27 protein-coding genes are annotated in these 24,077 nt (G+C 63.7%); 19 read left to right on the forward strand and 8 right to left on the reverse strand.

Annotation, left to right across the window (positions count from 1 at the left end; translation table 11 throughout):
* Positions 1-17: 17 nt before the first annotated feature.
* From BIO17B3_RS12265 to BIO17B3_RS12330, 14 genes are all read left to right on the forward strand, one after another.
* On the forward strand, positions 18-170 hold the full coding sequence (locus BIO17B3_RS12265) for a hypothetical protein (RefSeq protein ID WP_156054245.1): 153 nt from the start codon (positions 18-20) through the stop codon (positions 168-170).
* Positions 163-2,697: an ArdC family protein gene (locus tag BIO17B3_RS12270; protein WP_156054246.1), complete on the forward strand. Its 2,535-nt coding sequence runs from the start codon at positions 163-165 to the stop codon at positions 2,695-2,697. The genes BIO17B3_RS12265 and BIO17B3_RS12270 overlap by 8 nt, the downstream gene beginning before the upstream one ends.
* A gap of 141 nt (positions 2,698-2,838) precedes the next feature.
* Positions 2,839-4,770 carry a type IV secretory system conjugative DNA transfer family protein gene (locus tag BIO17B3_RS12275; RefSeq protein WP_156054247.1) on the forward strand — a complete coding sequence of 644 codons (1,932 nt, stop codon included), beginning with the start codon at positions 2,839-2,841 and terminating at the stop codon, positions 4,768-4,770.
* Positions 4,771-4,819: 49 nt separating this feature from the next.
* Positions 4,820-5,107, forward strand: coding sequence for a helix-turn-helix transcriptional regulator (locus BIO17B3_RS12280; RefSeq protein ID WP_232054279.1), 288 nt, complete (start codon positions 4,820-4,822; stop codon positions 5,105-5,107).
* On the forward strand, positions 5,085-6,443 hold the full coding sequence (locus BIO17B3_RS12285) for a type II toxin-antitoxin system HipA family toxin (RefSeq protein WP_156054248.1): 1,359 nt from the start codon (positions 5,085-5,087) through the stop codon (positions 6,441-6,443). The genes BIO17B3_RS12280 and BIO17B3_RS12285 overlap by 23 nt, the downstream gene beginning before the upstream one ends.
* Before the next feature lie 66 nt (positions 6,444-6,509).
* Entirely contained in the window at positions 6,510-7,091 is a 582-nt protein-coding gene (locus BIO17B3_RS12290; RefSeq protein WP_156054249.1) for a S26 family signal peptidase, read from the forward strand.
* Between the two features lie 80 nt (positions 7,092-7,171).
* Positions 7,172-7,525 carry a TrbC/VirB2 family protein gene (locus BIO17B3_RS12295; RefSeq protein WP_013123559.1) on the forward strand — a complete coding sequence of 118 codons (354 nt, stop codon included), beginning with the start codon at positions 7,172-7,174 and terminating at the stop codon, positions 7,523-7,525.
* Positions 7,526-7,527: 2 nt separating this feature from the next.
* Positions 7,528-7,722, forward strand: a complete 195-nt coding sequence (locus BIO17B3_RS12300; RefSeq protein ID WP_112487999.1) for a hypothetical protein — start codon at positions 7,528-7,530, stop codon at positions 7,720-7,722.
* Entirely contained in the window at positions 7,719-8,018 is a 300-nt protein-coding gene (trbD, locus tag BIO17B3_RS12305; RefSeq protein WP_156054250.1) for a conjugal transfer protein TrbD, read from the forward strand. The genes BIO17B3_RS12300 and trbD overlap by 4 nt, the downstream gene beginning before the upstream one ends.
* Positions 8,015-10,465 (forward strand): transporter, encoded by a 2,451-nt coding sequence (locus BIO17B3_RS12310; protein WP_156054251.1) that lies wholly within the window; start codon positions 8,015-8,017, stop codon positions 10,463-10,465. Before trbD ends, BIO17B3_RS12310 begins: the two co-directional genes overlap by 4 nt.
* Positions 10,462-11,847, forward strand: coding sequence for a hypothetical protein (locus BIO17B3_RS12315; RefSeq protein WP_156054252.1), 1,386 nt, complete (start codon positions 10,462-10,464; stop codon positions 11,845-11,847). Before BIO17B3_RS12310 ends, BIO17B3_RS12315 begins: the two co-directional genes overlap by 4 nt.
* A 24-nt stretch (positions 11,848-11,871) precedes the next feature.
* Positions 11,872-12,570, forward strand: a complete 699-nt coding sequence (trbJ, locus tag BIO17B3_RS12320) for a P-type conjugative transfer protein TrbJ (RefSeq protein WP_112488003.1) — start codon at positions 11,872-11,874, stop codon at positions 12,568-12,570.
* A gap of 9 nt (positions 12,571-12,579) precedes the next feature.
* Positions 12,580-14,295 carry a P-type conjugative transfer protein TrbL gene (gene trbL / locus BIO17B3_RS12325; protein WP_172979023.1) on the forward strand — a complete coding sequence of 572 codons (1,716 nt, stop codon included), beginning with the start codon at positions 12,580-12,582 and terminating at the stop codon, positions 14,293-14,295.
* A 1-nt stretch (position 14,296) separates the two neighbouring features.
* Positions 14,297-14,539 carry a hypothetical protein gene (locus BIO17B3_RS12330; protein WP_112488005.1) on the forward strand — a complete coding sequence of 81 codons (243 nt, stop codon included), beginning with the start codon at positions 14,297-14,299 and terminating at the stop codon, positions 14,537-14,539.
* A gap of 147 nt (positions 14,540-14,686) precedes the next feature.
* Here BIO17B3_RS12330 and BIO17B3_RS12335 read toward each other — a convergent pair whose 3' ends face one another.
* The 7 genes from BIO17B3_RS12335 to BIO17B3_RS12365 are packed head-to-tail and all read right to left on the reverse strand — an operon-like array spanning position 14,687 to position 19,275.
* Positions 14,687-15,583, reverse strand: coding sequence for a diiron oxygenase (locus tag BIO17B3_RS12335; protein WP_112488006.1), 897 nt, complete (start codon positions 15,581-15,583; stop codon positions 14,687-14,689).
* On the reverse strand, positions 15,580-16,440 hold the full coding sequence (locus BIO17B3_RS12340; RefSeq protein ID WP_112488007.1) for an aminoacyl--tRNA ligase-related protein: 861 nt from the start codon (positions 16,438-16,440) through the stop codon (positions 15,580-15,582). The genes BIO17B3_RS12335 and BIO17B3_RS12340 overlap by 4 nt, the downstream gene beginning before the upstream one ends.
* A 46-nt stretch (positions 16,441-16,486) precedes the next feature.
* The gene (locus BIO17B3_RS12345; RefSeq protein ID WP_112488008.1) at positions 16,487-17,311 is read right to left on the reverse strand and encodes an SAM-dependent methyltransferase; all 825 of its coding nucleotides are present in this window, start codon (positions 17,309-17,311) and stop codon (positions 16,487-16,489) included.
* Complete coding sequence (locus BIO17B3_RS12350) at positions 17,293-17,601, reverse strand: hypothetical protein (RefSeq protein WP_156054254.1); 309 nt, start codon at positions 17,599-17,601, stop codon at positions 17,293-17,295. The genes BIO17B3_RS12345 and BIO17B3_RS12350 overlap by 19 nt, the downstream gene beginning before the upstream one ends.
* A gap of 39 nt (positions 17,602-17,640) precedes the next feature.
* Positions 17,641-17,790: a hypothetical protein gene (locus BIO17B3_RS12355; protein ID WP_156054255.1), complete on the reverse strand. Its 150-nt coding sequence runs from the start codon at positions 17,788-17,790 to the stop codon at positions 17,641-17,643.
* A complete protein-coding gene (locus BIO17B3_RS12360) occupies positions 17,787-18,047 on the reverse strand; it encodes a hypothetical protein (protein ID WP_197737903.1) in 261 nt (86 codons plus the stop codon). Before BIO17B3_RS12360 ends, BIO17B3_RS12355 begins: the two co-directional genes overlap by 4 nt.
* Before the next feature lie 4 nt (positions 18,048-18,051).
* A complete protein-coding gene (locus BIO17B3_RS12365; protein ID WP_156054256.1) occupies positions 18,052-19,275 on the reverse strand; it encodes a YbfB/YjiJ family MFS transporter in 1,224 nt (407 codons plus the stop codon).
* A 219-nt stretch (positions 19,276-19,494) separates the two neighbouring features.
* Between BIO17B3_RS12365 and BIO17B3_RS12370 the strand changes: the two genes are divergently transcribed.
* On the forward strand, positions 19,495-20,454 hold the full coding sequence (locus BIO17B3_RS12370) for a GlxA family transcriptional regulator (protein WP_172979022.1): 960 nt from the start codon (positions 19,495-19,497) through the stop codon (positions 20,452-20,454).
* A 209-nt stretch (positions 20,455-20,663) separates the two neighbouring features.
* Here BIO17B3_RS12370 and BIO17B3_RS12375 read toward each other — a convergent pair whose 3' ends face one another.
* Entirely contained in the window at positions 20,664-21,131 is a 468-nt protein-coding gene (locus BIO17B3_RS12375) for a nuclear transport factor 2 family protein (protein WP_112488013.1), read from the reverse strand.
* 84 nt (positions 21,132-21,215) lie between these two features.
* Here BIO17B3_RS12375 and BIO17B3_RS12380 point away from each other — a divergent pair, with 84 nt between their 5' ends.
* The 4 genes from BIO17B3_RS12380 (at position 21,216) to BIO17B3_RS12395 (ending at position 24,074) form a co-directional block, all read left to right on the forward strand.
* A complete protein-coding gene (locus BIO17B3_RS12380) occupies positions 21,216-21,797 on the forward strand; it encodes a TetR/AcrR family transcriptional regulator (protein ID WP_112488014.1) in 582 nt (193 codons plus the stop codon).
* Between the two features lie 326 nt (positions 21,798-22,123).
* Positions 22,124-22,804, forward strand: coding sequence for a VirB8/TrbF family protein (locus tag BIO17B3_RS12385; RefSeq protein WP_232054280.1), 681 nt, complete (start codon positions 22,124-22,126; stop codon positions 22,802-22,804).
* On the forward strand, positions 22,801-23,094 hold the full coding sequence (locus BIO17B3_RS12390; RefSeq protein WP_146748665.1) for a hypothetical protein: 294 nt from the start codon (positions 22,801-22,803) through the stop codon (positions 23,092-23,094). The genes BIO17B3_RS12385 and BIO17B3_RS12390 overlap by 4 nt, the downstream gene beginning before the upstream one ends.
* Positions 23,091-24,074 (forward strand): TrbG/VirB9 family P-type conjugative transfer protein, encoded by a 984-nt coding sequence (locus BIO17B3_RS12395; RefSeq protein WP_156054257.1) that lies wholly within the window; start codon positions 23,091-23,093, stop codon positions 24,072-24,074. Before BIO17B3_RS12390 ends, BIO17B3_RS12395 begins: the two co-directional genes overlap by 4 nt.
* Positions 24,075-24,077 lie beyond the last annotated feature (3 nt).

The following is a 24,077-nucleotide window of genomic DNA, read 5'->3' on the forward strand; positions in this document are numbered from 1 at the left end:
CATCACAGGAGTTCGTCATGCAAACACCGCAAACCCCCGAAACCCCGTCCGCCGCCCCAGATGGCGACACGGCCGAATTCGAGTCCCTCTCCGTCCCCGACCGCGCCACGGCCGAAGCGCTCGGCGCCGAGTTCGAAGACGACGTGCAAACGGAGGCCGATCATGGCTGAGACCAAACCCGACCAGGCCAAGCCGCCGCGCGATCTGCGCCAGGAACTCACCAACAAACTCGTCCAAACGCTGGAGCAGGGCCAGATCCCCTGGAACAAGCCCTGGGCCGCGCTGCGAACCGGCTTGCCGCGCAATATGGAAACCGGCAGGGAGTACCGCGGCGGCAACCGCCTCATGCTGATGCTGGAGCAGGTCGACCGCGGCTACGCCGATCCGCTCTACGGCACCGTCAAGCAGATCAACGCCCTGGGCGGACGCGTCAAAAAAGGCGAACACGGCCTGCCCGTCGAACTGTGGAAAGAGCAGCCCTTCTATCAGCGCAAGGACATCAGCTTCACGCTCAACGGCATGCGCGTGAAAGTGTTCGGCGAGAAGAACGGCAGGGCAGAGGTCGGCATGCCGACCGAGAAGGAAGCCACCCTGCACGTCAAGACCGCCGATCTGCGCGTGCAGCGCCACACCGACCAAGGCCCACAACACCTGAGCTGGGACAAGGCGCGCGAGCTCGACACCTGGACCTCCCGCGTTCACACCGTGTTCAACGTCGCACAGTGCGAGGGGCTGAAGCTGGAGGCCCTGGCGCCCGCGCCCGACTTCGACCCCGTGGCGCGCGGCGAGTCCCTCAAGGCCGCCATGGCGCGCGATGGTCTCAGTTACGGCGAGCATCCCGAGCATGCCTTCTATTCGCCCAAACGCGACCAGGTGGTGCTTCCTCCGCGTGGCGCCTTCAATTCCGAGCTGGGCAACGAGCAGGGCGCGGCGCGCTACTACGGCACCTTGTTGCATGAGATCGGCCATGCCACCGGCGCCGCACACCGTCTGAATCGCGAAGGCATCACCGGCGGACACCGCTTCGGCTCCGAAGGCTACGCCAAGGAAGAACTGCGCGCCGAGATGTTCAGCCTGTTCGCCGCCGCACAGACCGGCATCCCGTATGACCCCGAACGCCACGCCGCCTACGTTCAGGATTGGGCCAAGGCGCTCAAGAACGACAAGAACGAAATCTTCCGGGCCGCAGCCGAAGCGGGCAAGGCCGTGGACTATGTGCTGGACAAGGAGCAGGCGCTGCAGATCACGCAGGAACGCCAGGCTTCGGTCGATGCGGCGATGCGCGCGGCTGAGCCGTCCGCCCTTGGAGCAGGGCTGACACTCATCAACCCCGACCAGATCAGACCGGGGATCGATCTGGTGGACATGGAGAAAAATCGCATGTCGCGTGTGCTGACCGTGGAGCGTAATCCCGCCGGGACGACGACCACCACGGAACAGAACCTGGACACGGGAACCCGCCGTCACATGACCTATTGGGAGGGTGACGAAATTGTGGCGACCGCGCTGTCACTGAAGGTCAAAGACCCGGAGCAGGCCATCAACGCCGAAGCGCAACAGGGCAAGACCGATTCCACGAAAAAGCCGCCCACGATGCACGAAGCGCTGGAATCCAGCGGCTGGAAGCAGACCCCGCATGGCTCGTATGAAAAGACCTTCCTGCTGGATAAGGACAGGAACAAGGGCGGCGAGTTCACGCGCGGACAGACCGTCGCCGAAAAAATCCTTTCCGTCAAAACCGCGCCTGATGGATTCGTGATGGCGCACGGCTGGGAAGACATTGCTGTTCCCGTCGAGGCTGGACTGCCTCCGGCGCAGGCTGTGACCGAACTCGACAATGCGGCCAAAGAGCGGCTGATGACCGAGCACGGCAAGAGTCTGGGTGTGACATCCATTCGTGGCAAGGGCGAGACGCAAGCCCTTCCAACGAAACCGCCCCACGAAATGACCTTCGCCGAGTTCGCCCAGGTTGCCACCGTGCGAAAGCTCGGCCCCAACCACGGGCGGGAATGGGAAGCGTTCAGCGACACGATGGCCAACGGCAAATCGCTGGGTTTCGCCGATGGGCCGACCGCAGGGGGTGCCCTGCGTCAGGTGCACAAGCGTGAAGTCAACAACGCGCTCTACGGCAATCAGCTGGACACCCCCGAGTTTCTGCAGAAATCCATGCCGTCCGCCCGTGTGCTCGACGAATACCCCGATCTCCAGAAGAAGTTCGCGCCGGTGATCGAGGAACACCGCCAGATGCTCGCCAAGGAAGACCGCAAGGCGACCGAGCACCAGGTGATGACTGAAAGCAGCCCCTACGAGCAGGCCGTCCAGAACTTCGTCACGAATGGCGGCAAGGAAACGGATGCGCGCCGCATCCTTGACAGCGAACTGGCGGGTGATGTGTCGGCGAAAGCGCTGGCCGACGCACTTGCCTTCCATTGCTTTGCAAACGCCGTGGAAGCCGACGATCTTGCAGTGGGCATTCTCACTGAAGAACAGAAAAAGATGCTCGCCAAGGAAGACCGCAAGTCATCTGAGTATCAGATGACAAAGCAGGCGGAGCGGGCGGCAGGCCATGACAAGCCAAACGCCGCCGACCCTGCTGCCGACAAATCCCCCGAACCGCCCGAGGCCGACAAACCCGAACGCCCGGCCCGCCCCCGCCTGCGCCAGTCCCACCGCAAGGCCGCGGCGATGGAACGCTGAACCCAGCAGCCCAGCGGCAGGTGGCGCAAAACAACCGCAGCGCGCGACCGGATTCATTCCCCCTGTTGGCGATCCTTGCCGGGGCGCGCGCCGACTGGCCCACGTCACGGGCCGCCCCCAACCCTCCAAGGCAACACGACCATGACCGCCGCATCCGAAGCCATCTACCACATCCCCAAAGCGCAGAAAGACATCACACGCTTCGTCTGGACGGGCCTGGGCCTGTTCATCATGATCGTCCTGCTGTCCACCTGGGCCGCCACCGAATACGCCGCCTGGGGTTTCGGTTTCACCCCGGCGCTGGGCGCGCCCATGATCCCGCCGTGGCTCTACGCCCCCTACGACATCCTGATCTGGACCTTCAAATACAACCGCATCGAGTACGGCCAAGCCGTGCTGGACATCCTGGAACGCGCCCACCTCATCATGGGTGTGGGCGGTTTCCTCTCCCTGGTGCTGCCCGTGGGCATTGCCTATCGGCGCTCACGCAAGGCCGACGCCGAGCGCAACGATCTGCATGGATCGGCCCATTGGGCCGCCGCCCCCGAAGTGGCTGCAGCGGCCATCCTGCCCGACGACAAAAACAAGGGCGGGGTGCTGTTTGGCGCCTGGAACGACGGCCAGCAGGTGCGCTACCTGCGGCACAAAGGGCCGGAACACATGATGGTGTTCGCGCCCACCCGATCCGGCAAGGGGGTGGGCATCGTCATCCCCACCTTGCTGAACTGGGATCAATCCGTCCTGGTGCACGACATCAAAGGTGAGAACTGGGCGCTGACCAGCGGCTTTCGCGAGAAGGTGCTGGGGCATCGCGCCATCAAGTTCGACCCGACATCCCCCGACTCCGCCCGATTCAACCCCCTGCAGGAAATCCGCATGGACGGCAACCTGGTCAAGGACGTGCAGAACATCGCCACCATGATCGTCGATCCCGACGGCAAGGGATTGAACGACCACTGGGCCAAGACCGGCTTCGATCTCATGACCGGGGTGGTGCTGTTCGTCCTGCTCTATTGGGACGGCAAAGGCCCGGACGCCCGCTTGCGCTGCCTGCACACCGTGCAGGCCATCCTCTCTGACGGCGGCCCGATCCGCGAGATCGCCAAAGAAGCAGCCGAGCGCAACCAGGCCGAAGACGCTGAGCCGATGGAAGGCTCGCAGGCCGTGATGACCTATATCCGCGATGTCGCCCTGGAAAAAGGCGCGCAGAGCGCCGACCCGCACGCCCGCACCGGCTGGGCCGCCGTGGCGCAGGCCAGCCAGTCCTTTCTGAACAAGGCGCCGAACGAAGCCTCGGGCGTGCTGTCCACCGCGCTGTCCTTTCTCTCGCTCTACCGCGATCCCATCGTCGCCGACAACACCCGCGTCTCCGACTTCACCCTGGAAAGCATCATGGGCGGCGCCGACGTGGACGGCAAGCCCGAAACCAGGAAGACGGCGCTGTATCTTGTGGTGCCCCCCAGCGACAAGGACCGCCTCAAGCCCCTGCTGCGTCTGGTCATCAATCAGGTGGTGCGGCGGCTGACCGAAGGCATGGACTTCGACGTCGGCGGGGCGAGCAAGAGCCGCTACCCGCACAAACTCCTGCTGCTGCTCGACGAATTCCCCAGCCTGGGCAAACTCGACATCTTCCAGGAGGCGCTGGCCTTCATCGCGGGCTACGGCCTCAAGGCGCTGCTCATCGTGCAGGACTTGAGCCAGCTCTTTGCCGCCTACGGCAAGGATGAGTCCATCATCAGCAACTGCCACATCCGCGTGGCCTACGCCCCGAACAAGATCGAGACGGCCGAGCTGCTCTCCAAGATGGCCGGTCAGGCTACTGTCAGTCACACCCAGCGGCAATACAGCGGCAACCGGCTGGCCGTGGTGCTGCAGAACGTCAACACCAACGAGCAGATCGTGCAGCGCCCGCTGCTCACCCCCGACGAGTGCATGCGCCTGCCGCCCGACGATGAACTGGTCTTCGTCGCAGGGCATGCCCCCGTCTACTGCCAGAAGATCAAGTATTACCAGGACGCGGCGCTGGCTGAGCGCATCAAGCTCGGGGCAGCGGCGAGCACGGGCAGGCAATGAAAGTCCAATAAAATGGACAAAATAAAAGAAATACAGCAAAATGTCCAATATGAAGGACATCAAAGACCCTATGCTTCCTGCGCTCAACGCCCAGGAGCTTGGGCATGCCCTGCGCGCAGAGCGCAAGACGCGCGGCCTGAGCCAGGCGGCGCTTGCGCAAACCATCGGCAGAAAGCGCCAGACCATCGTCGCCCTGGAGGCTGGGCGCAACGTCAGCCTCTATACGCTCTTTGCCGCACTGGCCGCCCTGGGCAAGGGGTTGCTGATCCAGGACGCCCGGCTCGACCCGGCTCGGCTGCAGGAGCTGTTCCCCGATGATGAAGATCAAGGAACTTGAAGTCTCCACCCCACAGGGGATGGCGGGGCCACTGCGCCGCGAGTCGCAGTACGTCTTCAACTACGGCCGCGGCGTCGATCCCTCCTGCGAGATTTCTCTGACCATGCCGCTGCGTGCGCAGAGCTATGCCGGGAACGTGTTGCCGCCCATTTTCACGATGAACCGGCCCGAGGGCTGGCTGGCGCAGGAACTCGTGCGCCGCATGGCCAGGCTCGGCCCGATGGACGACATGCGCCTGCTGGCCATCACCGGCGCGCATCAGATCGGCAGGCTGAATTTCAAAGAGCCCGGCCAGACTGACAGCAGGCGCCAGGCCCGGATCGGGCTGCGCGGGATTCTGTCCGCCGGATCGTCTGCGGAAGTCTTCGCCTTTCTGGTCGATCAATACATCGATTCCGGGATTTCCGGTGTCCAGCCCAAGATCATGGCTCCCGATGCCGACCGACTGCCGCTCCCGGCCGACCGAACGACCGCCAGCGTGGCCGATCTGATCGTCAAGTCAGGCGGCGCGCAATATCCCGATCTGGCCGTCAACGAATTTCTCTGCATGAGCGCTGCGCGTCACGCCGGCCTGACCGTCCCGGACTTCTGGTTGTCCAACGACCGTCAGCTCTTCGTCATGAAGCGCTTTGACATCACACCAGAGGGCAGCCGACTGGGTTTTGAGGACATGGCCGTGCTCATGGGCAAGTCAGCCGACCCCTATGGCCGCTACAAATACGAGGGCAGTTACGAGAACATCGCCCGCGCGCTGCATCTGTATTGCGCCGCCGAGACGCCCCCGTCCCTGGGTCGGCTGTTCGAGAGCGTGGCCCTGTCCATGATGGTGCGCAACGGCGATGCGCACCTCAAGAACTTCGGCGTGCTGTATGACCATCCGCACGCCCTGCAGCCGCCCCGGCTTGCGCCCGTCTACGACGTGGTGACGACCACGGCCTACAGCTACGCCGATACCCGCACTGGAAGAGAACTGACCGACCGCACCCTGGCGCTCAAACTCGCAGGGTCGAAGTCCTACCCCTCCCGCGAGGAACTGATGAATTTCGGGCGGGTGAGTTGCAACGTCAGTCGCCCTGGTGAAGTCGTCGAGCGCATCGCCGAGGGCATGACGCGGGCGCTTCAAGAGCACGGCGAGCTGCTGTCCCGCCCCATGCGGGACCTCATTCACCGGGAGTGGGATGCAGGAAGGATGAGCTACGCGCCCATCGTGTCCAGGACGGCGCAGTCCCTCTCCCCAATCGAGAGTGGAACCCAAGCAGCACCCGCCGATGACAGTGGTACGAAGGCGCAACCCGCCCACCGCCGAAGGAGCACGCGCCGCGACCTGAACCGCTGAGCTTCCCGGCCCCACCCCGCAGAGTCAGGGCAATCACCGCGCGCATCCGCGCGGCAGGAGCCCTGAATGAGCATCCCCTACGCCATCGAACAGGCGATCACCCGCCAGCGCATGCCGCGTTGGAATCGCCTGCTCATTCCCATCGCGGCGCTGGCCGCGACCGCCCTGACCATCAACGTCCTGTGGTGGTGCGGCTGGCGGGTCAACTGGACTGAGAGCGAGCCGCTTGGCCTCTACCGCCTGCTGCCCGTCACGGCAGACTCGCGCATCGTCCGCGGCGAACGCGCCGAGTTCTGTCCTCCCACCACCGTGACGCCGCAGGCCTTTCCCTTCTACATGAAGGGCGACTGTCCTGGCGGCGGCATGCCGATGTTCAAACAGATTGTCGGTCTGCCCGGCGACCGCATCACCGTCACCCCGCAAGCCGTGACCGTCAACGGCAAGGCGCTTGCCCACAGCGGCCAGCTTCCCGGCTCCCCGAGTTTTCCACGGGTGCATCTCCCGTACCAGCACGGCACATTCACCCTAGGCCCCGATCAGTTCTGGGTGTATGGCAGCGGCGCGCGCCCCGCGCTGGCCGCCCAGAGCTTCGACAGCCGCTACTGGGGGCCGATCACCCGAAATGACATTCGCCGCATCACCCGCTGATGCAGTTGTCCCCGCCCCGCAGAGTCAGGGCAGGGCGCCAACGTCTGGCGCCCTTCCTTCCCAACCTGAAAGGTCTCCTCATGAAACGTCTCAAACTGCTTTCCATCCATCACCGCCTGCGCGCCGCCGTCGTGCGCCGCCTGGTTCTGGCCTCCGCCGTATTCGCCGCCACCATGGCCGACGCTTTCGCCACCGGCGCCGGCGGCCTGCCGTGGGACAGTGCGGTCAGCACCCTGCAGAACGACCTGACCGGCCCGGTGGCCACGGCCATCAGCGTCATCGCCTTTCTGGCTGCGGGCGCCGCCCTGGTGTTCGGCGAAGAACTCGGCGGCATCGCCAAGAAAGCGCTGTATGTGGTGCTCGGCGTGGCGTTCATCGTTCTGGGCAACAAATTCCTCCAGGTGCTCGGACTGACCGGCGCCCTGGTGTTCTGAACATGATGCATCCCGCCCTCTCACAGGCCGGGCAAGGCGGGGAGGCGACTCCCCGCCCCGCGCTGCCCGAAGTCCTGATCGCCGTCGTGCAGGCCCTGGTCGAGCAGGGCTGGGAGCTGCCGCAGATTGTGGCGGCGCTGCGCCATACGGCCGACCTCACCGAATTCACTGACCGCGTGACCGGAGTTCCGCAATGAACGACACCCAAACCCCCATCCATGATTCGCTCAACCGCCCCATCCTGATGATGGGCGGCGAACGCCAACTGGTGTTGCTGCTCGCCATCGTGGCCGGCATTTTCATCTTCTCGCTGGCCAAGCTCTGGGCCGCCGTCATCGGCGTCACGCTGTGGATGGTCGGCCAATGGGCGCTGTCCCGTGCCGCAGCCTACGACCCCATCCTGTCAAAAACCGGCGGCAGGCTGCTGAAGTACCGCCGCCACTACCCCGCGCAGGCCAGCCCCTTCGCCAAGGATCGGGAGGTGCGGTCATGATGGCGCTCAAGGAGTTCCGCTCGGCCGCCTACGGCCTGCCCGACCTGCTGCCCTGGGCGGCGCTGGTGGACAACGGCATCGTGCTGACCAAGAGCGGTGGCCTGATGGCGGCCTGGGAATATCACGGCCCCGATCTGGACTCTTCCACACAGGAAGAACTCGGCGCCATGTCCGCCCGGGTCAACGCGGCCCTGAGACTGGGGGACGGCTGGGTGCTGCATTGCGACGCCGTGCGCGCGCCCGCGCCGGGCTACGCCCCGCCCGGCGCATTCCCCGACCGCACCACCCGGCTGATCGACGACGCCCGCCGCAACAGCCACGAGCACAGCTTCGTGGGCTATCGCAGTCGCTTCATCCTCACCGTCACCTGGTTCCCCATGCCCGATGCCGCGAGCAAAACGGCCGATCTGTTCGTCGAGGGCCGGGTCAAGGCCACGGCACACCGCAATCTGGAGCGCTTCAAGGAACAAATCCGGGAGATGGAATCCCGCCTCTCCACCCTGCTGACCATCCACCGTCTCAAAGACCGCATCGACCTGCGTACCGGCGCCATCGACAGCCCCCTTCTCGCGCACCTGGAACAGTGCGTCAGCCTGTTGCCGGATCATCGCCCCTTCCGTATGGCACAAGTGCCCATGTACCTGGACGCCGTGCTCGGCCAGCACGACTTCACCACCGGCTTCATCCCCCGCATCGGCCGCCGCAGCATGTCCTGCATCGCCCTGACCGGCCTGCCGCCGGAGAGCTTCCCCGGCATCCTGGACATGCTCTCGCGCCTGCCCGTGTCTTACCGCTGGAGCAGCCGCTTCATCTACCTCGATCCGGGGCAGGCCGAGAAGACGCTGAACAAATACCGCAGCAAGTGGGCGCAAAAGCGCAAGAGCATGATGAACCTGCTGCGCGAGAACGCCGGCGGCCAGGCCACCCACATCAACGCCGACGCCGACCGCATGGCGAATGACGCCGTACAGGCGCTGGCCGAGGCGTCCAGCGGCATGGTGCTGTTCGGCTACTACACCAGCGTGCTGCTGCTCTCGCACGAAGACCCGGAAATCCTGGACGAGTCCACCCGGGAGATGGTCAAGCTCATCGAGAACCGCGGCTTCGGCGCCCGTGTGGAGGACGTGAACGCGGTCGAGGCCTATCTCGGCACGCTGCCCGGCAACACCGCCGCCAATGTGCGCCGCCCCATCATCCACACGCTCAACCTGGCCCACCTGCTGCCGCTGACCGCCGTCTGGGCCGGGCCAGAGCGCAACCCCTGTCCGTTCTATCCACCGAACAGCCCGCCGCTGCTGCAGGCCAAGACCGACGGCGGCACGCCCTTCACCCTCAGCCTGCACGCGGGCGATCTGGGTCATGCCGCCATCCTTGGGCCGACCGGCGCCGGAAAGAGCACCCTGCTCGCTCTCGTGGCGGCGCAGCAGTTCCGCTATCCCGGCGCGCAGGTCTTCGCCTTCGACAAAGGCTATTCCATGCTGCCGCTGTGCTGGGCGGCCGGCGGCGAGCACTACGACATCGCGGGCGAGCAGGGCGATCTGGCGTTCTGCCCCCTTGGCCGGGTGGATGAACCGAACGAGCGCGTCTGGGCCGCCGAATGGCTGGAGCAGTTGTGCGAGCTGCAGGGCCTCAAGATGTTGCCTCACCACCGCCAGGAACTGTTCCGCGCCATCACCCAGCTCGGCGCTTCCACAGACACAATGGCGCAGCGCACCCTGACCAACTTCCTTGTGCTGCTGCAGGATCAGAGCCTGCGCGAAGCCCTGCAGGCCTACACCCTGCGCGGCATGGCCGGCCATCTGCTCGACGCCGAGACCGACAGCCTGGGGCAGGACGTGTTCCAGGTCTTCGAGATGGAGCACCTGATGAACAAGGGCGACAAGCTCGTGCGGCCGGTGCTGACCTATCTGTTCCACCGCATCGAGCAGCGCTTCAAAGGCCAGCCCACGCTGCTGATCCTTGATGAAGCCTGGATCATGCTCAGCCATCCCGCCTTCAAGGCCAAGATCCGGGAATGGCTCAAAGTCTTGCGCAAGGCCAACACGGCAGTCGTGTTCGCCACCCAGTCGCTGACCGACCTGACGCGCTCGGGCATTGCCGACGTGATCTTCGAGTCCTGCCCGACCAAGATCTTTCTGCCCAACCCCGAGGCCGAGACCGAGAACATCAAACCGCTGTATGAGGCCGTCGGTCTCAACGCCCGGCAAATCCAGATTCTGGCCTTTGCCACCCCGAAGCGCCAGTACTACGTCATGCACCCGGACGGGCGCCGCCTGTTCGACCTCGGCCTGACCGGCCCCGAACTGGCCTTCGTCGGGGCCAGCGGCAAAACCGACATCGCGCGCATCCGTGAACTGCGCGACACCCTTGGCAATGCGTGGCCCGCCCAGTGGCTGCGCGAACGCGGCCAGTTTGATGCCGCACAACTGTGGGAGAGTTACCAATGAGAGCCTTCAAACCCGTCTTCCTCGCCGCCGCGCTCGCCACGGCAGCCACCTGCCATGCGCAGACCTTCCAGGCCACTGCTCCGGCGCCCGCGCCCGATCCCTCGGCACAGCAAAGCCTGAGCGCCGCCGTGAACGCCAACGGCAACGCGACCTACGACGCTGGCATGGCGTACTACAACCAGCAGGCCTATCAGGCCGCGGCCAACACCGCACAGGACATCTCCAATCAGGACGCCTCCAACTCGGGTGGCGGGGGGCGATATGGCTACGGCGACGCCTGGCAGCAGGCCGCCGATCAGGCCCAGACCGTCGCCAACGACAACCAGACGCAGGCCGACGACCAGATCCCGATCCAGAACCAGAACGAGACGACCCAAGCAAGCAGCCTGAACACCGCCCAGAATGGCGCGCAGCCCACGGCGCAAGCCAACAGCACGGCAGCACAGTCCGCCGCGCAGCAAGGCGCAAGCCAGTCGCTCGCTGACATCGGCCAGCAAACCAGCGTGCAACAAGGCCAGCCCACGGTGACGAACCACACCGGCGAATACCTGATCGCCGGGGCCGCGACGCAGGCGGCGATGAACGGACTCTCCGTCACCGGCTTCACCGCGAACAAGACGGCTTACCAGGACGCGCAGAATGCCGCGTCCTGCGGCAATCCCTGGTGCGCTGCGGGCTGGATGGCGGCCAATGCCGTCGAACAGAACATCGCCAACGGCGCCTATGCCGCGAACGTCGCCGCCGCACCGGTGCTGGGCACGGCGCTGAATGTCGCCGCCGCTGCCTCCGCGCTGAACAGCGCCAAGGGCACGCTACAACAGATTCAGTCCATGACCGGCGTGACGCAGGGCCAGACCGCAGGATCGACGAACACCCAGCAGGCGCTTGCGCAGACCACGACGCAGACCGGCGTGCAACAAGGGCAGTCCGCAACTGCGGTCAGTGCGGACACGTCCTACACCAGCGCGGCAGACGCCCAGCAGAACGCCTTGGGCGCAGCGGCCCAGCAGAACCAGAACGCCGCCGTCACCGCGGCGCAGGCCGGGTTGGCCGGACTGAGCGCAGAGTATTCGCGCAACGCCGCCAACCAGATCGCCAGCTACGACAACGCCCAGGCGCAGTCCACAGGCGATCCCACCTGGACGCAGGCTGCGGGTATCGCGCAAAACGAGGTGGACCAGCAGCAAGGCATTTATGACTACCAGCAGAACATCCAGAACCAGGCGATTGCCACCGGGAACACGACTGCGGCACAAGAGAACGCCCTGTCGCCCAGCATCGGCGGCACGCTCAACACCGCTGCGCAGAACGCCGCAGCGAATCAGTCCAGCACCACATTGCAGAACATCGGCGCGCAAACCGGCGTGCCGCAAGGCCAGTAACCCTCACCTCGCAGGAGAACCCTCATGAACCTGAAAAAGTCCACCCTCGCCCTCGCCGCGATCGCCGCCCTCGCCAGCACGCCCGCCCATGCGACCGGCATGATTGCTGGTGCGACCTTCCCTGAACAGATCGTGCAGGAACTGACCCTGGTCGAGCAGTACGCCACGCAGGCGCAGCAGCTACAAGCGCAGTTCCAGCAGGTCTACAACCAGGCCGTGAACATGCAGAACATCCCGGCGCAGCTCTGGCCAAACATCAGTGGCCAGTTGCAGAATCTGGTCAACCTGGTCGGCAATGCCAAAGGCTTGTCGTATGCCGCGGCGAACACCGTATCGGCGGTGCAAACCCAATTCGGCCAACCCAGTGCAGTGCTGAGCAACTACAACGCCAGCCTGCAGACATGGACGGGAAACCTGGACAGCCAGATTGCCGATGTGCTCAAGCAATATGGCCTGAATGCATCGAACTTCCAGACCACGCAATCGGCGCTCGCCAGCATCCAGGCCCAGAGCCAGTCGGCAGGCGGCCGCAAAGCCGTCATGCAGGCTGGCAATCAGATTTCGGCGTTGATGGTCAACCAGATGCAAGGCTTGCAATCCGACATTCAGGCCGGCAACCAGGCCATGCTGAACTACATGGCGATGCAGGCGCATACGCAGGTGAACCAGTCCAACAGCGTGACGCCCATCCTGACCGCGCCCACCGGGCCCGGTGCATTCTGAGGAGCGATGATGCGAACCGTCACCGCCGCAACGTCGCGCCATGCCCTCATGAGAAAACGCAGGGCCGCCCCAAGTTTTCTCATCCCCCTTGGGGGGCCTGACGCGAACGCGGCAGGTCTGGGGGGCCTCTCAATCCGCGTGCAATGGGCCGCCACCGGGCTGATACTCCTGCTTGTGGTGGCGGCCACCGCCCACGCCGCCCCGGCGCCCACCCCGACGGGTGGCCCAGGGGGGCAGGGCTACCTCGACACCATCAGCTCGCAGTTTCAAGCCGCGACCACCGGCTGGATGACCACCGCACAGGGCTATGCCTTCAAGATTTTTACGGCGCTGGCCGCCATGGATCTGTCCTGGTGGGGCATCAAGCAGGTACTCAAGAAGAACGATCTGGCCGATTTCATCGCCGGGGCCACCCTGAAAATTGCCTCCATCGCCTTTTTCTACACCATCGTCAAGTACGCGCCGACATGGATGCCGCTCATCACATCGAGCTTCATGGACATGGGACAGGCCATCGGCGGTTCGAGCGCCGCAACAGCATCGCCGTCCGGTGTGATGTCGATGGCCTTCTCCGTGGTGCATCAGCTCTACGAGGTCTACGACAAGGCGCCGGGCGGTTTGTTGAACATCGGCACCAACCTGTTCCTGGCCATCATCATCGCCATCACCTCGCTGCTGGCCCTGATCGGCTTCGGCCTGGTCGCCCTGCAGCTATTGATGACGCTGATCGAGACCTATCTGGTCGGCGGCGCCGGCCTGGTGATGCTGGGCTTCACGGGCTCCAGCCTGACCAGCAGCTTCGGCGAGAAATACATCGGCTATCTGGTCAGCGTGGGCATCAAGCTGCTGATGATCTACGCCATCATCGGCCTCGGGCAGAACCTCATCAACAGCGAACTCGCCTACATCGCGCAATACACCGGAGGAAAGTCGCTGCCGCCCACCGATCTGCTGACGGTCGGCGTCAGCATGCTGATCTACGGGGTCATCGGCATGCAGGCGCCGGGCCTGGCGGGCAGCCTGATGAACGGGTCTCCGAATATGTCCCTGGGCAACGTCGCGGGCGGCGCTGCGGCGATCGCTGGCGGCATCGCCGCAGCGGGCGTGGCAGGGGCCGCAGGTTACGCCAGCGCCGCCAAAGGTCTCGACAGAATGGCAGGCCTGGTCGGGGCTGGGGCGGGTGGCGGCTCAGGCGCGGGCGGCGCGATTGCCGGCGCAGAAAAACTCGCCGCCCTCGGCCAGGCCACTGGCGCAGCGGGCAAACCCGCAGGCGACATGATGGGTTCCATCGGCGGCGGCGGGAAAGGGGGCGGTGCTTCCGCGCCCGCACCGTCCTCCGGCACACCTGCTGGATCGCTGGGCGGCGCGGGCAGCACGGGGGCCAATACCGCCCGCATGGGCCAAGCGGCTCAAGCGATGATGGAGGGCAAGGGGATCAGCGGCCCGTCGAGCACACCTCTGCGTCCCGCCGCGCCGTCCGCACCGCCGCAACCCTCGCCCGCACCGAGCGCACCGCCGAAAGGCCCCGTCGATGCACTGGGCGCACCCTCCGGCGAGAGTGGGTCTGCCGATCTGAGCAAGGCGGCGAGCAGCTCGGATCGAGAGCCGTTCGATGTGCTGAAAGACAACCTCGGCAAGCTGGCTGGCACCAAAGATGACATCGCCCGCCACGAGGGCGGTGGTGGCAGCGGCATCCAGATCCGCCTCGGCCACGTGGAGCACTGACATGGCCGACGACAAGCACCGCCTGCGCAGGCAGGTGTCCGATGAAATCGGTGCAGTTCTGTCCCGAGCGATTCAACGCGACCGCAGAAGCCTGGTGATCCTGCTGCTGCAGATCGTCAATGCCGTCTGGTTTGCCGTGCTGTGGGAACACGACTTCAAGCCGCCCGCAGCAACCGTCATTTGGTCGGTTTTCTTTGCCGCCTCGATGGCCGTGTCGATCGCGATCGAGAAACACCGGCCATAACGCGCGCCCATGGCGCGTGGTTGAGCAGGGCGCTCGCCGCGCCAATGGGTTGCGTTGGTGCAAAACACGGACGCGGGTTTCCCCTTCGGGGTCGCAATCAACAAGATGGGTAACCCGATCCTCGCGTCGCTTCGTGTGGTTGTATGACTACGCTGACAGGCAGGCCGTATCCAGCAGAATACCGTGCTTGACAAAGAAGTCGGCGGTGCGTTTGAACCAGAGTTGGTGAAACGCCCGCCGTGAGGGATCGTTGCGCAGTCGATTGCGCAGTGCAGCGGCATTCTGCATCCCGGACAGCGCGATCACTTGGGCATCTGCATACACTCGTGGGTTGTACATCTGCCCGATGAAGTAGACGAACGTCTTCTCGATCGCCTTGCGCACACGATCGACGGTTGCCTGCGAGGCATCCTGTTCAAGCACCTGTGCATAGAGCCGCTGCACGATCTCGCGCCCGAACGAGATGTGCCTTGACTCGTCCAGGTGATGCTGGTGATTGATTTCGCGCACAATGGCGGGCACATTCGGGCTCTTGCTAACTTTGTAGTTGTAGAAATCGACATATTCCTCAAAGATCAGCGTGCTTGCGAACAATAAGAGGTCTCGCTCAACCAGGTTCGCTGCAGATCCAGTCGGCAGTGCGGCGGCAGGGTAGATCTTGCCGACATAGTCCAGGCAGAACTTCGCGAAGAACCACATGTGCCCGTTCTCTTCGGCAACGAAGACATGCAGGTATTCCGAGATGTCCCGATAGCGCGGCTCGTAGAACGCCATCATCAGAAAGGCCAGTGCGCCCTTGATGCCATGGACGTTGAGACTGAAAAAGTTGATGCACTCCCAGTGGCTCAGCGAGATCAGCGCTGATTCGCCGAGCGCCTCATGGATCTGTGTGCCGAACGTGGTCAGCAGGTCCTCGTCGCACCAGGGACGGTCGTGCTCAATCTCGCTCGGCCAGACGAAGCGCGTGAACACGTCGTACTGGTTGCGCCGTGAGAGTTGCAGCAAGCGCTCAAGCAGCTTCTGCTCGGCCACGGGCCCGGTCATGACCGAAGCTCCTGCGCTTTTGAGATCGACTCAGGTGTCACCGGGTCGAATGACGATGGCGGGTCGGACCGCAGGAGATCGTTGAGCCGCCTGCGGACATCCTCGGCGTTGTCATACCGGTCGCGTAGCATCGAGATCCAACGCTCCAGCCCGAAAGCCACGCAACTCGTGTGGATCGGCTCCGCGGCGATAGAGATCCCGAACCTGCGGCCGAAGTAGTTGCGGTGGTGGTTCAGCGAAGCGACGGCGTGCCCGTCGAACACGACCTCCTGTTTGGTTGGCAGCACCTTGGACATTGTCGCGACCGAGCTCGACGTGTCAAAGAACGGATCTGATGCCGTCTCGTAGGCGAACTCGAGTTCCAGCGCGCGCATTACCTGGTCGATGACCGCGCGTCCACGGTCCACATGCTGCTTCGCATCCGCCGCAGTTCCCAGGCAGACGAACTCCTTCATAGTGAAGTTGTAGCCGCGGTAGCGGTCGAGCGGCTTGTCCTCGTGTCTAAAGCACCTGGCGATGCAGCCCACCACCTGCGGTGCGGTAAGGCTCTGCCCCTTGCGCTCCAGATAGACCTTGTAGCAGGTCGCTGGCAGCAGTGCCATGCTGGTACGCGACGGCCCATAGCGCACGTCGACGCGCCGATCGCCCGCGGCGAAAGCCGGCAGATGCTCCACGTCCAGCGCACACAGCAGACAGGTGAGATGCGGAAAGTTGCGCGCATAGCCAAGCGCATCGAACTCCTCGACACTCAGCAGGCTGTCGTACTCGACGAAGTTCTCGGGTGGCAGGCAGAACAGGTGATCAAGTGCTGCCTCGAGATCTCTGCGGACAAGATACCAGTTTGCGGTTGTCTTCATGGATGAAACGCTCCTTCTGTTCGCCGAGCAGCCCGCCGGACTGCCCTCAGTCGATGACCGCCATCACCAGCCAGCTACGCGCCACGCCGGGCACCTCGCGCGGTTGGGTTTCGTAGGGCCAGCGCCGACCGCCGGTATCCGCGGTGCCCGGCTCGCGCAGATCGAGCACCGACCATCCCTGTTGCTTCAACCATGCCTCCGGCGCATCGGTGCCGAAGCGCCAGCCGACACCGTCCTTGCGAAGTGCGGCGAGGAAAATCTGGCTGAAGGGACTGTTCAGCAGGCTCCTGCTCGCCATGTCGACGACGAGACGACTCCCCATCGCGCTCATCGCACGACAGGTGGAAAGAACTTCGCCTGCCTGCTCGTCCGTCAGAAAGAACAGGAGCCCCTCCGCCAGCCACAGTGCAGGCTTTGACGGATCGAACCCGGCACCGATCAGCGGACCGCGCCAATCTCTGGCCAAGTCCGCGGCGACGTTGAGGCGCAGCGCACGGGAAGGGCCTCCAATTTGGTGCAGCCGCGCTGTCTTTTCCGCCAATAGCTCGCCATGGTCTACCTCGTAGACTTTCGTCCCTTGCGGCCAGTCCAGCCGGTAGGCCCGGGTGTCCATGCCGGCAGCCACCATCACGATCTGCCGGATCGCAGGTTCCTCCCGCAGCGCGGCAGCACAGGCATCGTCGAAGAACCGTGTCCGGATGACGACGAATTCGCGCACGCCCCCGCCCTTGTAGCGTTGCAGCAATTCGAACCCGTCCGGCTGCGCCAACTCGCGGGCGAGATCGTCACGAAACAGCGCGTCGCTGCCCTTCTCGTTCTCCAAGGCCCGGATCGCCGCGGTCCATTGCGCGGTCAGCGATACAGTTTGCATGTGTGCGTCTCCTTGTCCCTATGCTGCGCCTGGGCCGCGTCGCGGCGCACGAAGCGGCTGTGCAGCACCAACGTCATCAACGGCCTGGCCTCGCCTTCCCGGGTCAGCCTGCCGGCGTTTTTGACGGTGATCAGGTCCTTGCGGAACGGGCTCTGAACCAGATCGAGGATCTCGACCTCGCCGACCAGAACGTCGTCCGGACGCACCGGAGCATGCCAGCGCAACTCGTCGACTCCGGGCGAGCCCTCGACCCGCGCGCCCTCCAGCATCGCGCGCACGTACAGGCTCATCCAGATGGCCGCAGTGTGCCATCCGCTTGCGACGATCCCCTAGAAGAACGACTGGCTCCCCGCCTCCTGCGACAGGTGGTATGGCTGCGGGTCGTACAGGCTTGCGAAGGCCACGATCTCCTGCGTCGTCACGCGGTGGCTGCCGAGCGAGAACTTGTCGCCATGCCGGTAGTCGTCCGCGGCTTTCATTTCGGCTCCACGAGTTCGGTGTCCGCGCCGCTGAAGTAAGCCGCGCGGATGGCGTCGATGGTGCGGAACTCGTCGATGTTCACGTTGTCCAGCTCAATCGTGCGCCCGCTGAGCTCCGCGATCAGCAGCACAAACTCGACGAACCGCAGCGAGTCGATCAGTCCGTTTTCGATGAGGTCGTCGCAGTCTGAGAAGTCGGTTCCGCCTAAGTTTTTCTCGGCGATGAAGCGCCGAACCCGGTCCATTCTGTTGCTCATACCATTACTCACTTTCCTCATTCAGGCCTTCGCCCAATCTGTGCCCTGGAACACCCTTCGAGGCCAATCCGAGCAAGGGAAGCAGTGCAGCCACTAATAACAGTGCCGCCCCAAACGATAGAGAGTCGTTCAACGTGCCCATGTCGGCAATCGCCCCTGCAGCTACCGGCCCAATGGCCTGCCCGAGTGCAAATACCACAGTGAAAAACGTAATGCCCTTGGCCCAGAGATCCGATGGCATGCGCTGACGCACCAGCACGGCGACCGATGATGGCACGATGAACATGCCAAGGCCGAACGCTGCAGCCGAGCAGAGAAGGCTGGCTCCCCCCCCATCCAGGATCGGAATCGACGCGCCGATCAGCGTGGCAAAGCAGCTGGCCGACTGAGTAAGCGCCGGTGGCCAATTGTTCAGTGCCACCCGCCATACGAAAGGCGAAACAGCGACGCCGCTTCCGAGGATGAGCCAGAAACTCAGGCCGAACAGCAGCGACCAACCTTGATTGCGCATCCAAGCCAGGATGAAAGTCATATAGACGATATAGCCTGCGGCGAACAAGAGGTAGCCCAGCAACGGTGTCCACAGGCCACTCAGTGAAAGCGCTCGGCGCGATGCCGACGGGGCGACGTCGACCGGTCTGCGGGCTTCGAGCAAGGGCCAGACCGACAGCACAGCCGCCAGTAGTCCCAGCAGCAGCCAGGCCTGCGGCCACGCAGCCACTCCCCAGAATGCCAGCAAGGGATCTACCGCGAGGCCAGACAGCGCGATGCCAATACCTGCGCCCGCGAAGTACAGTCCCATGGCCGTGCCGCTGAGATCCGGAAAGTGGCGATAGCGAACTGCCACGAGTGCGCCACCGCAGGAGAACGCCCAAGCCGCACCGATGCCTGAGAGCAGTCTGGCTGCCGTCAGCCAGACTAGGTCTGCTGACAGTGCCGTTGCTGGCAGAGACAAGACTGTGAGGTACAGGCCTACGGAGAACAACCATGTGGGTGATCGGTATCGCAGAAGCAGATAACCGCTTGCTGCGCCAGCGAGGTATCCCAGTGCGTTGGCCGTGTTTAACCAACCGGCCTGAGCGTAGTTCCATGCCATGGCCTGATGCATGGCTGGCAGGATCAACGCGTACGCGAAGCGCGCCAGACCGTTGCCAACGGCCACCGATAGCCCAAGACCGAAAGCGGGCCAGAGCGAGGCCGTGGCGAAAGTTGAGGACTTGGTGTTCATGTTGTTTTCCTGGGCCGAGGCGTTTTTCTACGTCCTCATATCGGACAACTGATGTGAGGAGCTTATGTGTTTGCACGATGTGCGACGATTGTCTAAAATGACTCCTGCAGTTCCATTTCAGACATTCAAACAATCAGGGCGATGGCAACCCAGTTCTTTATCGCAGCAATGGATGGCGCTTTAGGTGCCAGCGTGGCTGCGACACTCGATGCCCTGAGCGTGGCCAGCGGTGGAGCGGCTTCGCTTGGTCAGGCTTCGCCGAGTTGGCGAGTAGTCGGGATGTCGAATGAAGTCCGGTTGTCCAACGGGATGAGACTTGCAGCCCAGCCGATCGACGCCGCGCGCGTCCCAGCCTCCTCCGTGATCGTGTTTCCAGGCATTGGGCTGGATCATCCAGATCTCGGTTCGGAAGGCGATATCCACGGTCGCTACGACGAGCGGAAAATCCTGCACCGCATGAGCATGCCTGATGCCGAAGCCTTTGCGCGTCTGGCGCAACGGCACCATGCGCGGGGGGGCAAAGTGGCCGCCTCCTGCTCAGGTGTGCTGCTCCCCGCTATGGCCGGCCTGCTGCAGGGCGGGGCGGCGACGACCCATTGGCGCCTGAGTGGCTTCTTCCACAAACACTTCCCACAGATTCGGCTGGATACGAAGCGCATGGTGGTTGAGTCGCATGGCATCGTGAGTGCGGGCGCTGCGATGGCACAAATGGACTTGATGCTTTACCTGATCCGCAAACAGATCGGTCGCGAACTGGCAGACCTGGTCATGAGCTATTTGCTGATTGACACCCGCACCACGCAGGCCCGGTATCAGGTTTGGGAGCACTTGGACGTGCCAGACGACGAGACGGCGCGCAGCTTCGAGGCGCTTATCGAGGCCAGCCTGCCGGACATCTTGTCGGTGCGGCAGGCGGCTCGGCAACTTCACATGACCGAGAAGACCTTGGCGCGGCGCCTGTTCAAGGCATCCGGTGTGACGCCCATGACGCTGATCCATTCGGTGCGCATGCGCCACGCTCGGCGCCTATTGGAACTTGACGAACTCACGCTCGACGAGGTCGCACAGCGAGTGGGCTATGCCAACGCGACCTCCTTGCGCAAGTTGACGATGCGCATGGCGCAGGTTGCGCCTGCCGCATTCAGGTCGAGCGCGACGGGCACACGCTCGCGAGGTTGAATAGTTCGCTCACAAGAGGCTCGGCTGTGTGGTTCTGTCGCGTGTTTTTTAGAGGTGATGAACCCAAGAGGAAACAAGGCAAAAAAGGAACGGACCGATGCCAAGTGTGCCCAGTAGGTGACGAAGTTCGGGCGAAGGCGTAGCGCTTGGCATAGCTGTATTCGACAGTGGTGATGTCGTCAGCGATGTTCGTCGCTTGACAACAGAGATTACAAACCCAGCTCGCTCAGCTCCGGGTGATTGTCTGGTCGCCGTCCCAGCGGCCAGAAGAACTTGCGGTCGGCCTCCGCGATCGGCAGGTCGTTGATGCTGGCAAAGCGTCGCATCATGAACCCCTGCTCATTGAATTCCCAGTTCTCGTTGCCGTAGGAGCGGAACCAGTGGCCCGAGTCGTCGTGCCATTCGTAGGCGAAGCGTACCGCGATTCGGTTGCCGGTGAAGGCCCACAGTTCCTTGATCAGCCGGTATTCCAGTTCGCGCGTCCACTTGCGTTCGAGGAAACGCTGCACTTCGGCACGGCCGACCGGAAATTCGGCGCGGTTGCGCCAGCGGGTATCTTCCGTGTACACCAGTACCACGCGCGCGGGATCGCGCGTGTTCCAGGCGTCCTCGGCCATGCGCACTTTCTGCAGGGCGGAATCTTCGGTAAAGGGGGGCAGGGGCGGCTTGGTATCCACGATCTCTCCTTGGGTTGATGTAGACAGACTTGTCTACTCGAGTCCACTCTAGCTGATGTAGACAGACCTGTCTACAATGCCGTCATGCCGTCAGACATCCATGCCTCAGAAGCACTACCCGCGCGCGACCGCATCCTGCGGACTGCGCACGACCTCTTCTACCGCGACGGTGTGCGCGCCACCGGCGTCGACCGCATCATCGCCGAATCCGGCGTAGCCAAGCTCACGTTCTATCGGCATTTCCCCAGTAAGAACGACCTGATCAAAGCCTATCTGGAGCTTCGGCACCGGCTCTGGATGGATTGGTTGAACGGAGAACTGGAGCGCCTCCGCAGGCGCGACTGGAGCGTGGCGACGTTGCTCGTCGCCGTATTCCAGGAATGGTTCGAAAGCGAAGGTTATCGGGGCTGTGCCTTCCTGAATGCTGTTGTTGAACTGGAAGGTGTGTTGCCAGAAGTTGCAGACATCGCCAAGAGCCACAAAGACGAAATGGCTGAGACGATCTCACGCCTTCTCCCCGAATCGGAGGATCGCCGGGGACTTGCTGTGGCCATTGCTGTGGCGCTGGACGGCTCCATCCTGCGCGCCCAGATGGAGAGAGATGCAGTTTCCGCGCTCGAGGCGCTCGATAGGATTCTGAGGGCCTTGGTCAAGCAGCAGCTGTAGTCGGCCGACTACAGCTGTTCGCGTAGTAGCGAGACTGCAGACAATCGCGGTTGGTTGTCTTTGTCAATGACGAGACCTTGGTGGTGACTGGTGCGACTCTTGGCAATCCGCCCTTGGCGAGGCTGCGTGAAGAACAACCCATAGCCCTTTCATGCCGATGGCTGCCATAGCCATGAGAGCGGTATCGCCACCAACGCCGCCAGCCGGACCGTCTGCACCGGGCCAATGGGTTTGCGTCGGTGCAAAGCACGGACGCGGGTTCCCTGACAGACGCATCACCCGCTGATGCACTTGTCCCCATCCCGCAGAGTCAGGGCAGGGCGCCAATGTCTGGCGCCGTCACCCTGGAGAACGGTATGGCCGAAGCCAACCCCTACCTCAACGCCCGGCGCGAATGGGATGAGCGCTATGGCGACGCGCTCGCCCGCGCAAAGACCTGGCGGCTCGCCGCCTTCGCCAGCCTAGCCGTTGCGGCGATTGCGGTCGCCGGCATCGCCTACGTCGGCGGACAAAGCAAAATCCAGCCCTTCGTCGTCGCCCTCGACAAGATGGGCAACCCGGTGGCGATGGCGCAACCCGCGGGCGGCAACGCCGTCAGCCAGCGCATCATCGAGGCGCAGGTCGCCAACTGGGTGTGGACGGCGCGCAGCGTCATCCCCGATCCTCTTGCGCAGAAAGCGCTCATCGCCAAGGTCTACGCCATGGCAGGAAGCAACGCCGGGTCTTACCTCAACACCTACTACGCGGCCCACCCGCCCTTTGGCGACTTCACAGTCAATGTCACCATCACCAGCGTCCTGCCCGTCAGCAAGGACACCTGGCAGGTCGGCTGGGATGAGCAGCGCTACGAGGGGGGACAGCCCAAACCGGTTGAGCACTGGCGGGCCAACATCACCACCGGCCTCGACACCAAGCTGGCCGACAACCCCCAGGTCATGCTCGACAACCCGCTGGGTCTGTTCGTCAAGAACGTGACCTGGACGCAGATCGTCGGCGGCGCCAAGTGACCGCTCTGATGGAACACCAGAAAACCGCCGCCAGGTGGACGGGGCGTTACATCGTCTCAGCCTTCCTGGAGACGATTGGACAAGCCCTGGTTCTGTGTGTGCCATTCGTCCTGATCGCCATGCCCTTTGTGTTCGATTCAGCGGGCTACCGCTTCAACCCCTTCTTTTATGCCTTCTGGCTTGCGGCTGTCGGCCTGCCGACCTGGGCGCTCGGCGTCGTGGTGCGCCCGCGCATCCTGCGGCCAGATTTTGTCAATTCCATCATGCTCTATCAGGAGGATCAAACATGAATCCCACCAAATCCCTGCTCGCCCTGGCCATCCTGGCCGCAGCGGCCAGCGCCCACGCCGCGCCGTCGGCAGCGTCAGCCTCCCAACCCAAACCCGACATCCAGACCACGACATCGATCCCACTGCAAACCAGCCATCAGATCTACGACCTCAAGGCGCCGATCCCGCTGTACTGGCGGGCGACCACGGCCGCCGCGCAGACCTGGCTGAATACCGGCAGCGCGCCCAGCATGGTCGGCACCAACGGCATGGTGATGTATGCCTACGGCCAAAGCCAGCCCACCATCACCTGCGCGCCGTTGCACATCTGCGTTATCAACCTGCTGCCCGGCGAGCACATCACCAACCTGTCCATCGGCGACAGCGTGCGCTGGCTGGTGCAGACCGCCGATGCCGGCAAGACGCCGGTCGTCGTGGTCAAACCGACCGCCGCAGGCCTGACAACCAATCTGGCCGTCACCACCGACGCCGGCCGGGTGTACTACATGACCCTGGTCAGCGACAAGCACAACTATGTGCCGCAAATCGGCTTCTACGATCCGCAGCAACTGGTCATCAACATGGAGCAACAGGCCGCCCAACAACGCGCAGCCGAAGCGGCGCAGGCGGCAGCCAAGCAGCAGGCCGTCGTCGCCCCCCTGGGCCACATCGACCCCTCGACGCTGGACTTCAACTACACCTGCAAACTCGACGACGGGCACGCCGATCTTGAGAACGACGACCTGCTGCCGCTGCGCGTGTTCTCCGGCGGCGGTCATACCTATCTGCAAATGCCGGGCAAGATGCGCTACACCGATGCGCCCGCCGTGTTCAACGTCACCAGCGACACCACCGAGCTGCTCAACAGCCGCCTGGTGAACGACTATTTCGTCATCGATGGTCTGCCGCAGAAGTTCAAGCTGGTCGTTGGAGTTGGCAAAGGCTCGCGCAGCGTCACCTGCCATCACGCGCAGATGAACGCCGGCTGGTGGGCGCGTTGAAGG

This window comes from Thiomonas sp. OC7 (assembly GCF_900634595.1).
In the GTDB taxonomy this organism is placed as follows: Bacteria; Pseudomonadota; Gammaproteobacteria; order Burkholderiales; family Burkholderiaceae_C; genus Thiomonas; species Thiomonas arsenitoxydans.

Coding starts and splice junctions, on each gene's coding strand:
- BIO17B3_RS12265 (WP_156054245.1), top strand. CDS start 18: ATGCAAACACCGCAAACCCCCGAAACCCCGTCCGCCGCCCCAGATGGC.
- BIO17B3_RS12270 (WP_156054246.1), top strand. CDS start 163: ATGGCTGAGACCAAACCCGACCAGGCCAAGCCGCCGCGCGATCTGCGC.
- BIO17B3_RS12275 (WP_156054247.1), top strand. CDS start 2,839: ATGACCGCCGCATCCGAAGCCATCTACCACATCCCCAAAGCGCAGAAA.
- BIO17B3_RS12280 (WP_232054279.1), top strand. CDS start 4,820: ATGAAGGACATCAAAGACCCTATGCTTCCTGCGCTCAACGCCCAGGAG.
- BIO17B3_RS12285 (WP_156054248.1), top strand. CDS start 5,085: ATGATGAAGATCAAGGAACTTGAAGTCTCCACCCCACAGGGGATGGCG.
- BIO17B3_RS12290 (WP_156054249.1), top strand. CDS start 6,510: ATGAGCATCCCCTACGCCATCGAACAGGCGATCACCCGCCAGCGCATG.
- BIO17B3_RS12295 (WP_013123559.1), top strand. CDS start 7,172: ATGAAACGTCTCAAACTGCTTTCCATCCATCACCGCCTGCGCGCCGCC.
- BIO17B3_RS12300 (WP_112487999.1), top strand. CDS start 7,528: ATGATGCATCCCGCCCTCTCACAGGCCGGGCAAGGCGGGGAGGCGACT.
- trbD (WP_156054250.1), top strand. CDS start 7,719: ATGAACGACACCCAAACCCCCATCCATGATTCGCTCAACCGCCCCATC.
- BIO17B3_RS12310 (WP_156054251.1), top strand. CDS start 8,015: ATGATGGCGCTCAAGGAGTTCCGCTCGGCCGCCTACGGCCTGCCCGAC.
- BIO17B3_RS12315 (WP_156054252.1), top strand. CDS start 10,462: ATGAGAGCCTTCAAACCCGTCTTCCTCGCCGCCGCGCTCGCCACGGCA.
- trbJ (WP_112488003.1), top strand. CDS start 11,872: ATGAACCTGAAAAAGTCCACCCTCGCCCTCGCCGCGATCGCCGCCCTC.
- trbL (WP_172979023.1), top strand. CDS start 12,580: ATGCGAACCGTCACCGCCGCAACGTCGCGCCATGCCCTCATGAGAAAA.
- BIO17B3_RS12330 (WP_112488005.1), top strand. CDS start 14,297: ATGGCCGACGACAAGCACCGCCTGCGCAGGCAGGTGTCCGATGAAATC.
- BIO17B3_RS12335 (WP_112488006.1), bottom strand. CDS start 15,583: ATGACCGGGCCCGTGGCCGAGCAGAAGCTGCTTGAGCGCTTGCTGCAA.
- BIO17B3_RS12340 (WP_112488007.1), bottom strand. CDS start 16,440: ATGAAGACAACCGCAAACTGGTATCTTGTCCGCAGAGATCTCGAGGCA.
- BIO17B3_RS12345 (WP_112488008.1), bottom strand. CDS start 17,311: ATGCAAACTGTATCGCTGACCGCGCAATGGACCGCGGCGATCCGGGCC.
- BIO17B3_RS12350 (WP_156054254.1), bottom strand. CDS start 17,601: ATGAGCCTGTACGTGCGCGCGATGCTGGAGGGCGCGCGGGTCGAGGGC.
- BIO17B3_RS12355 (WP_156054255.1), bottom strand. CDS start 17,790: ATGAAAGCCGCGGACGACTACCGGCATGGCGACAAGTTCTCGCTCGGC.
- BIO17B3_RS12360 (WP_197737903.1), bottom strand. CDS start 18,047: ATGAGCAACAGAATGGACCGGGTTCGGCGCTTCATCGCCGAGAAAAAC.
- BIO17B3_RS12365 (WP_156054256.1), bottom strand. CDS start 19,275: ATGAACACCAAGTCCTCAACTTTCGCCACGGCCTCGCTCTGGCCCGCT.
- BIO17B3_RS12380 (WP_112488014.1), top strand. CDS start 21,216: ATGCCGTCAGACATCCATGCCTCAGAAGCACTACCCGCGCGCGACCGC.
- BIO17B3_RS12385 (WP_232054280.1), top strand. CDS start 22,124: ATGTCTGGCGCCGTCACCCTGGAGAACGGTATGGCCGAAGCCAACCCC.
- BIO17B3_RS12395 (WP_156054257.1), top strand. CDS start 23,091: ATGAATCCCACCAAATCCCTGCTCGCCCTGGCCATCCTGGCCGCAGCG.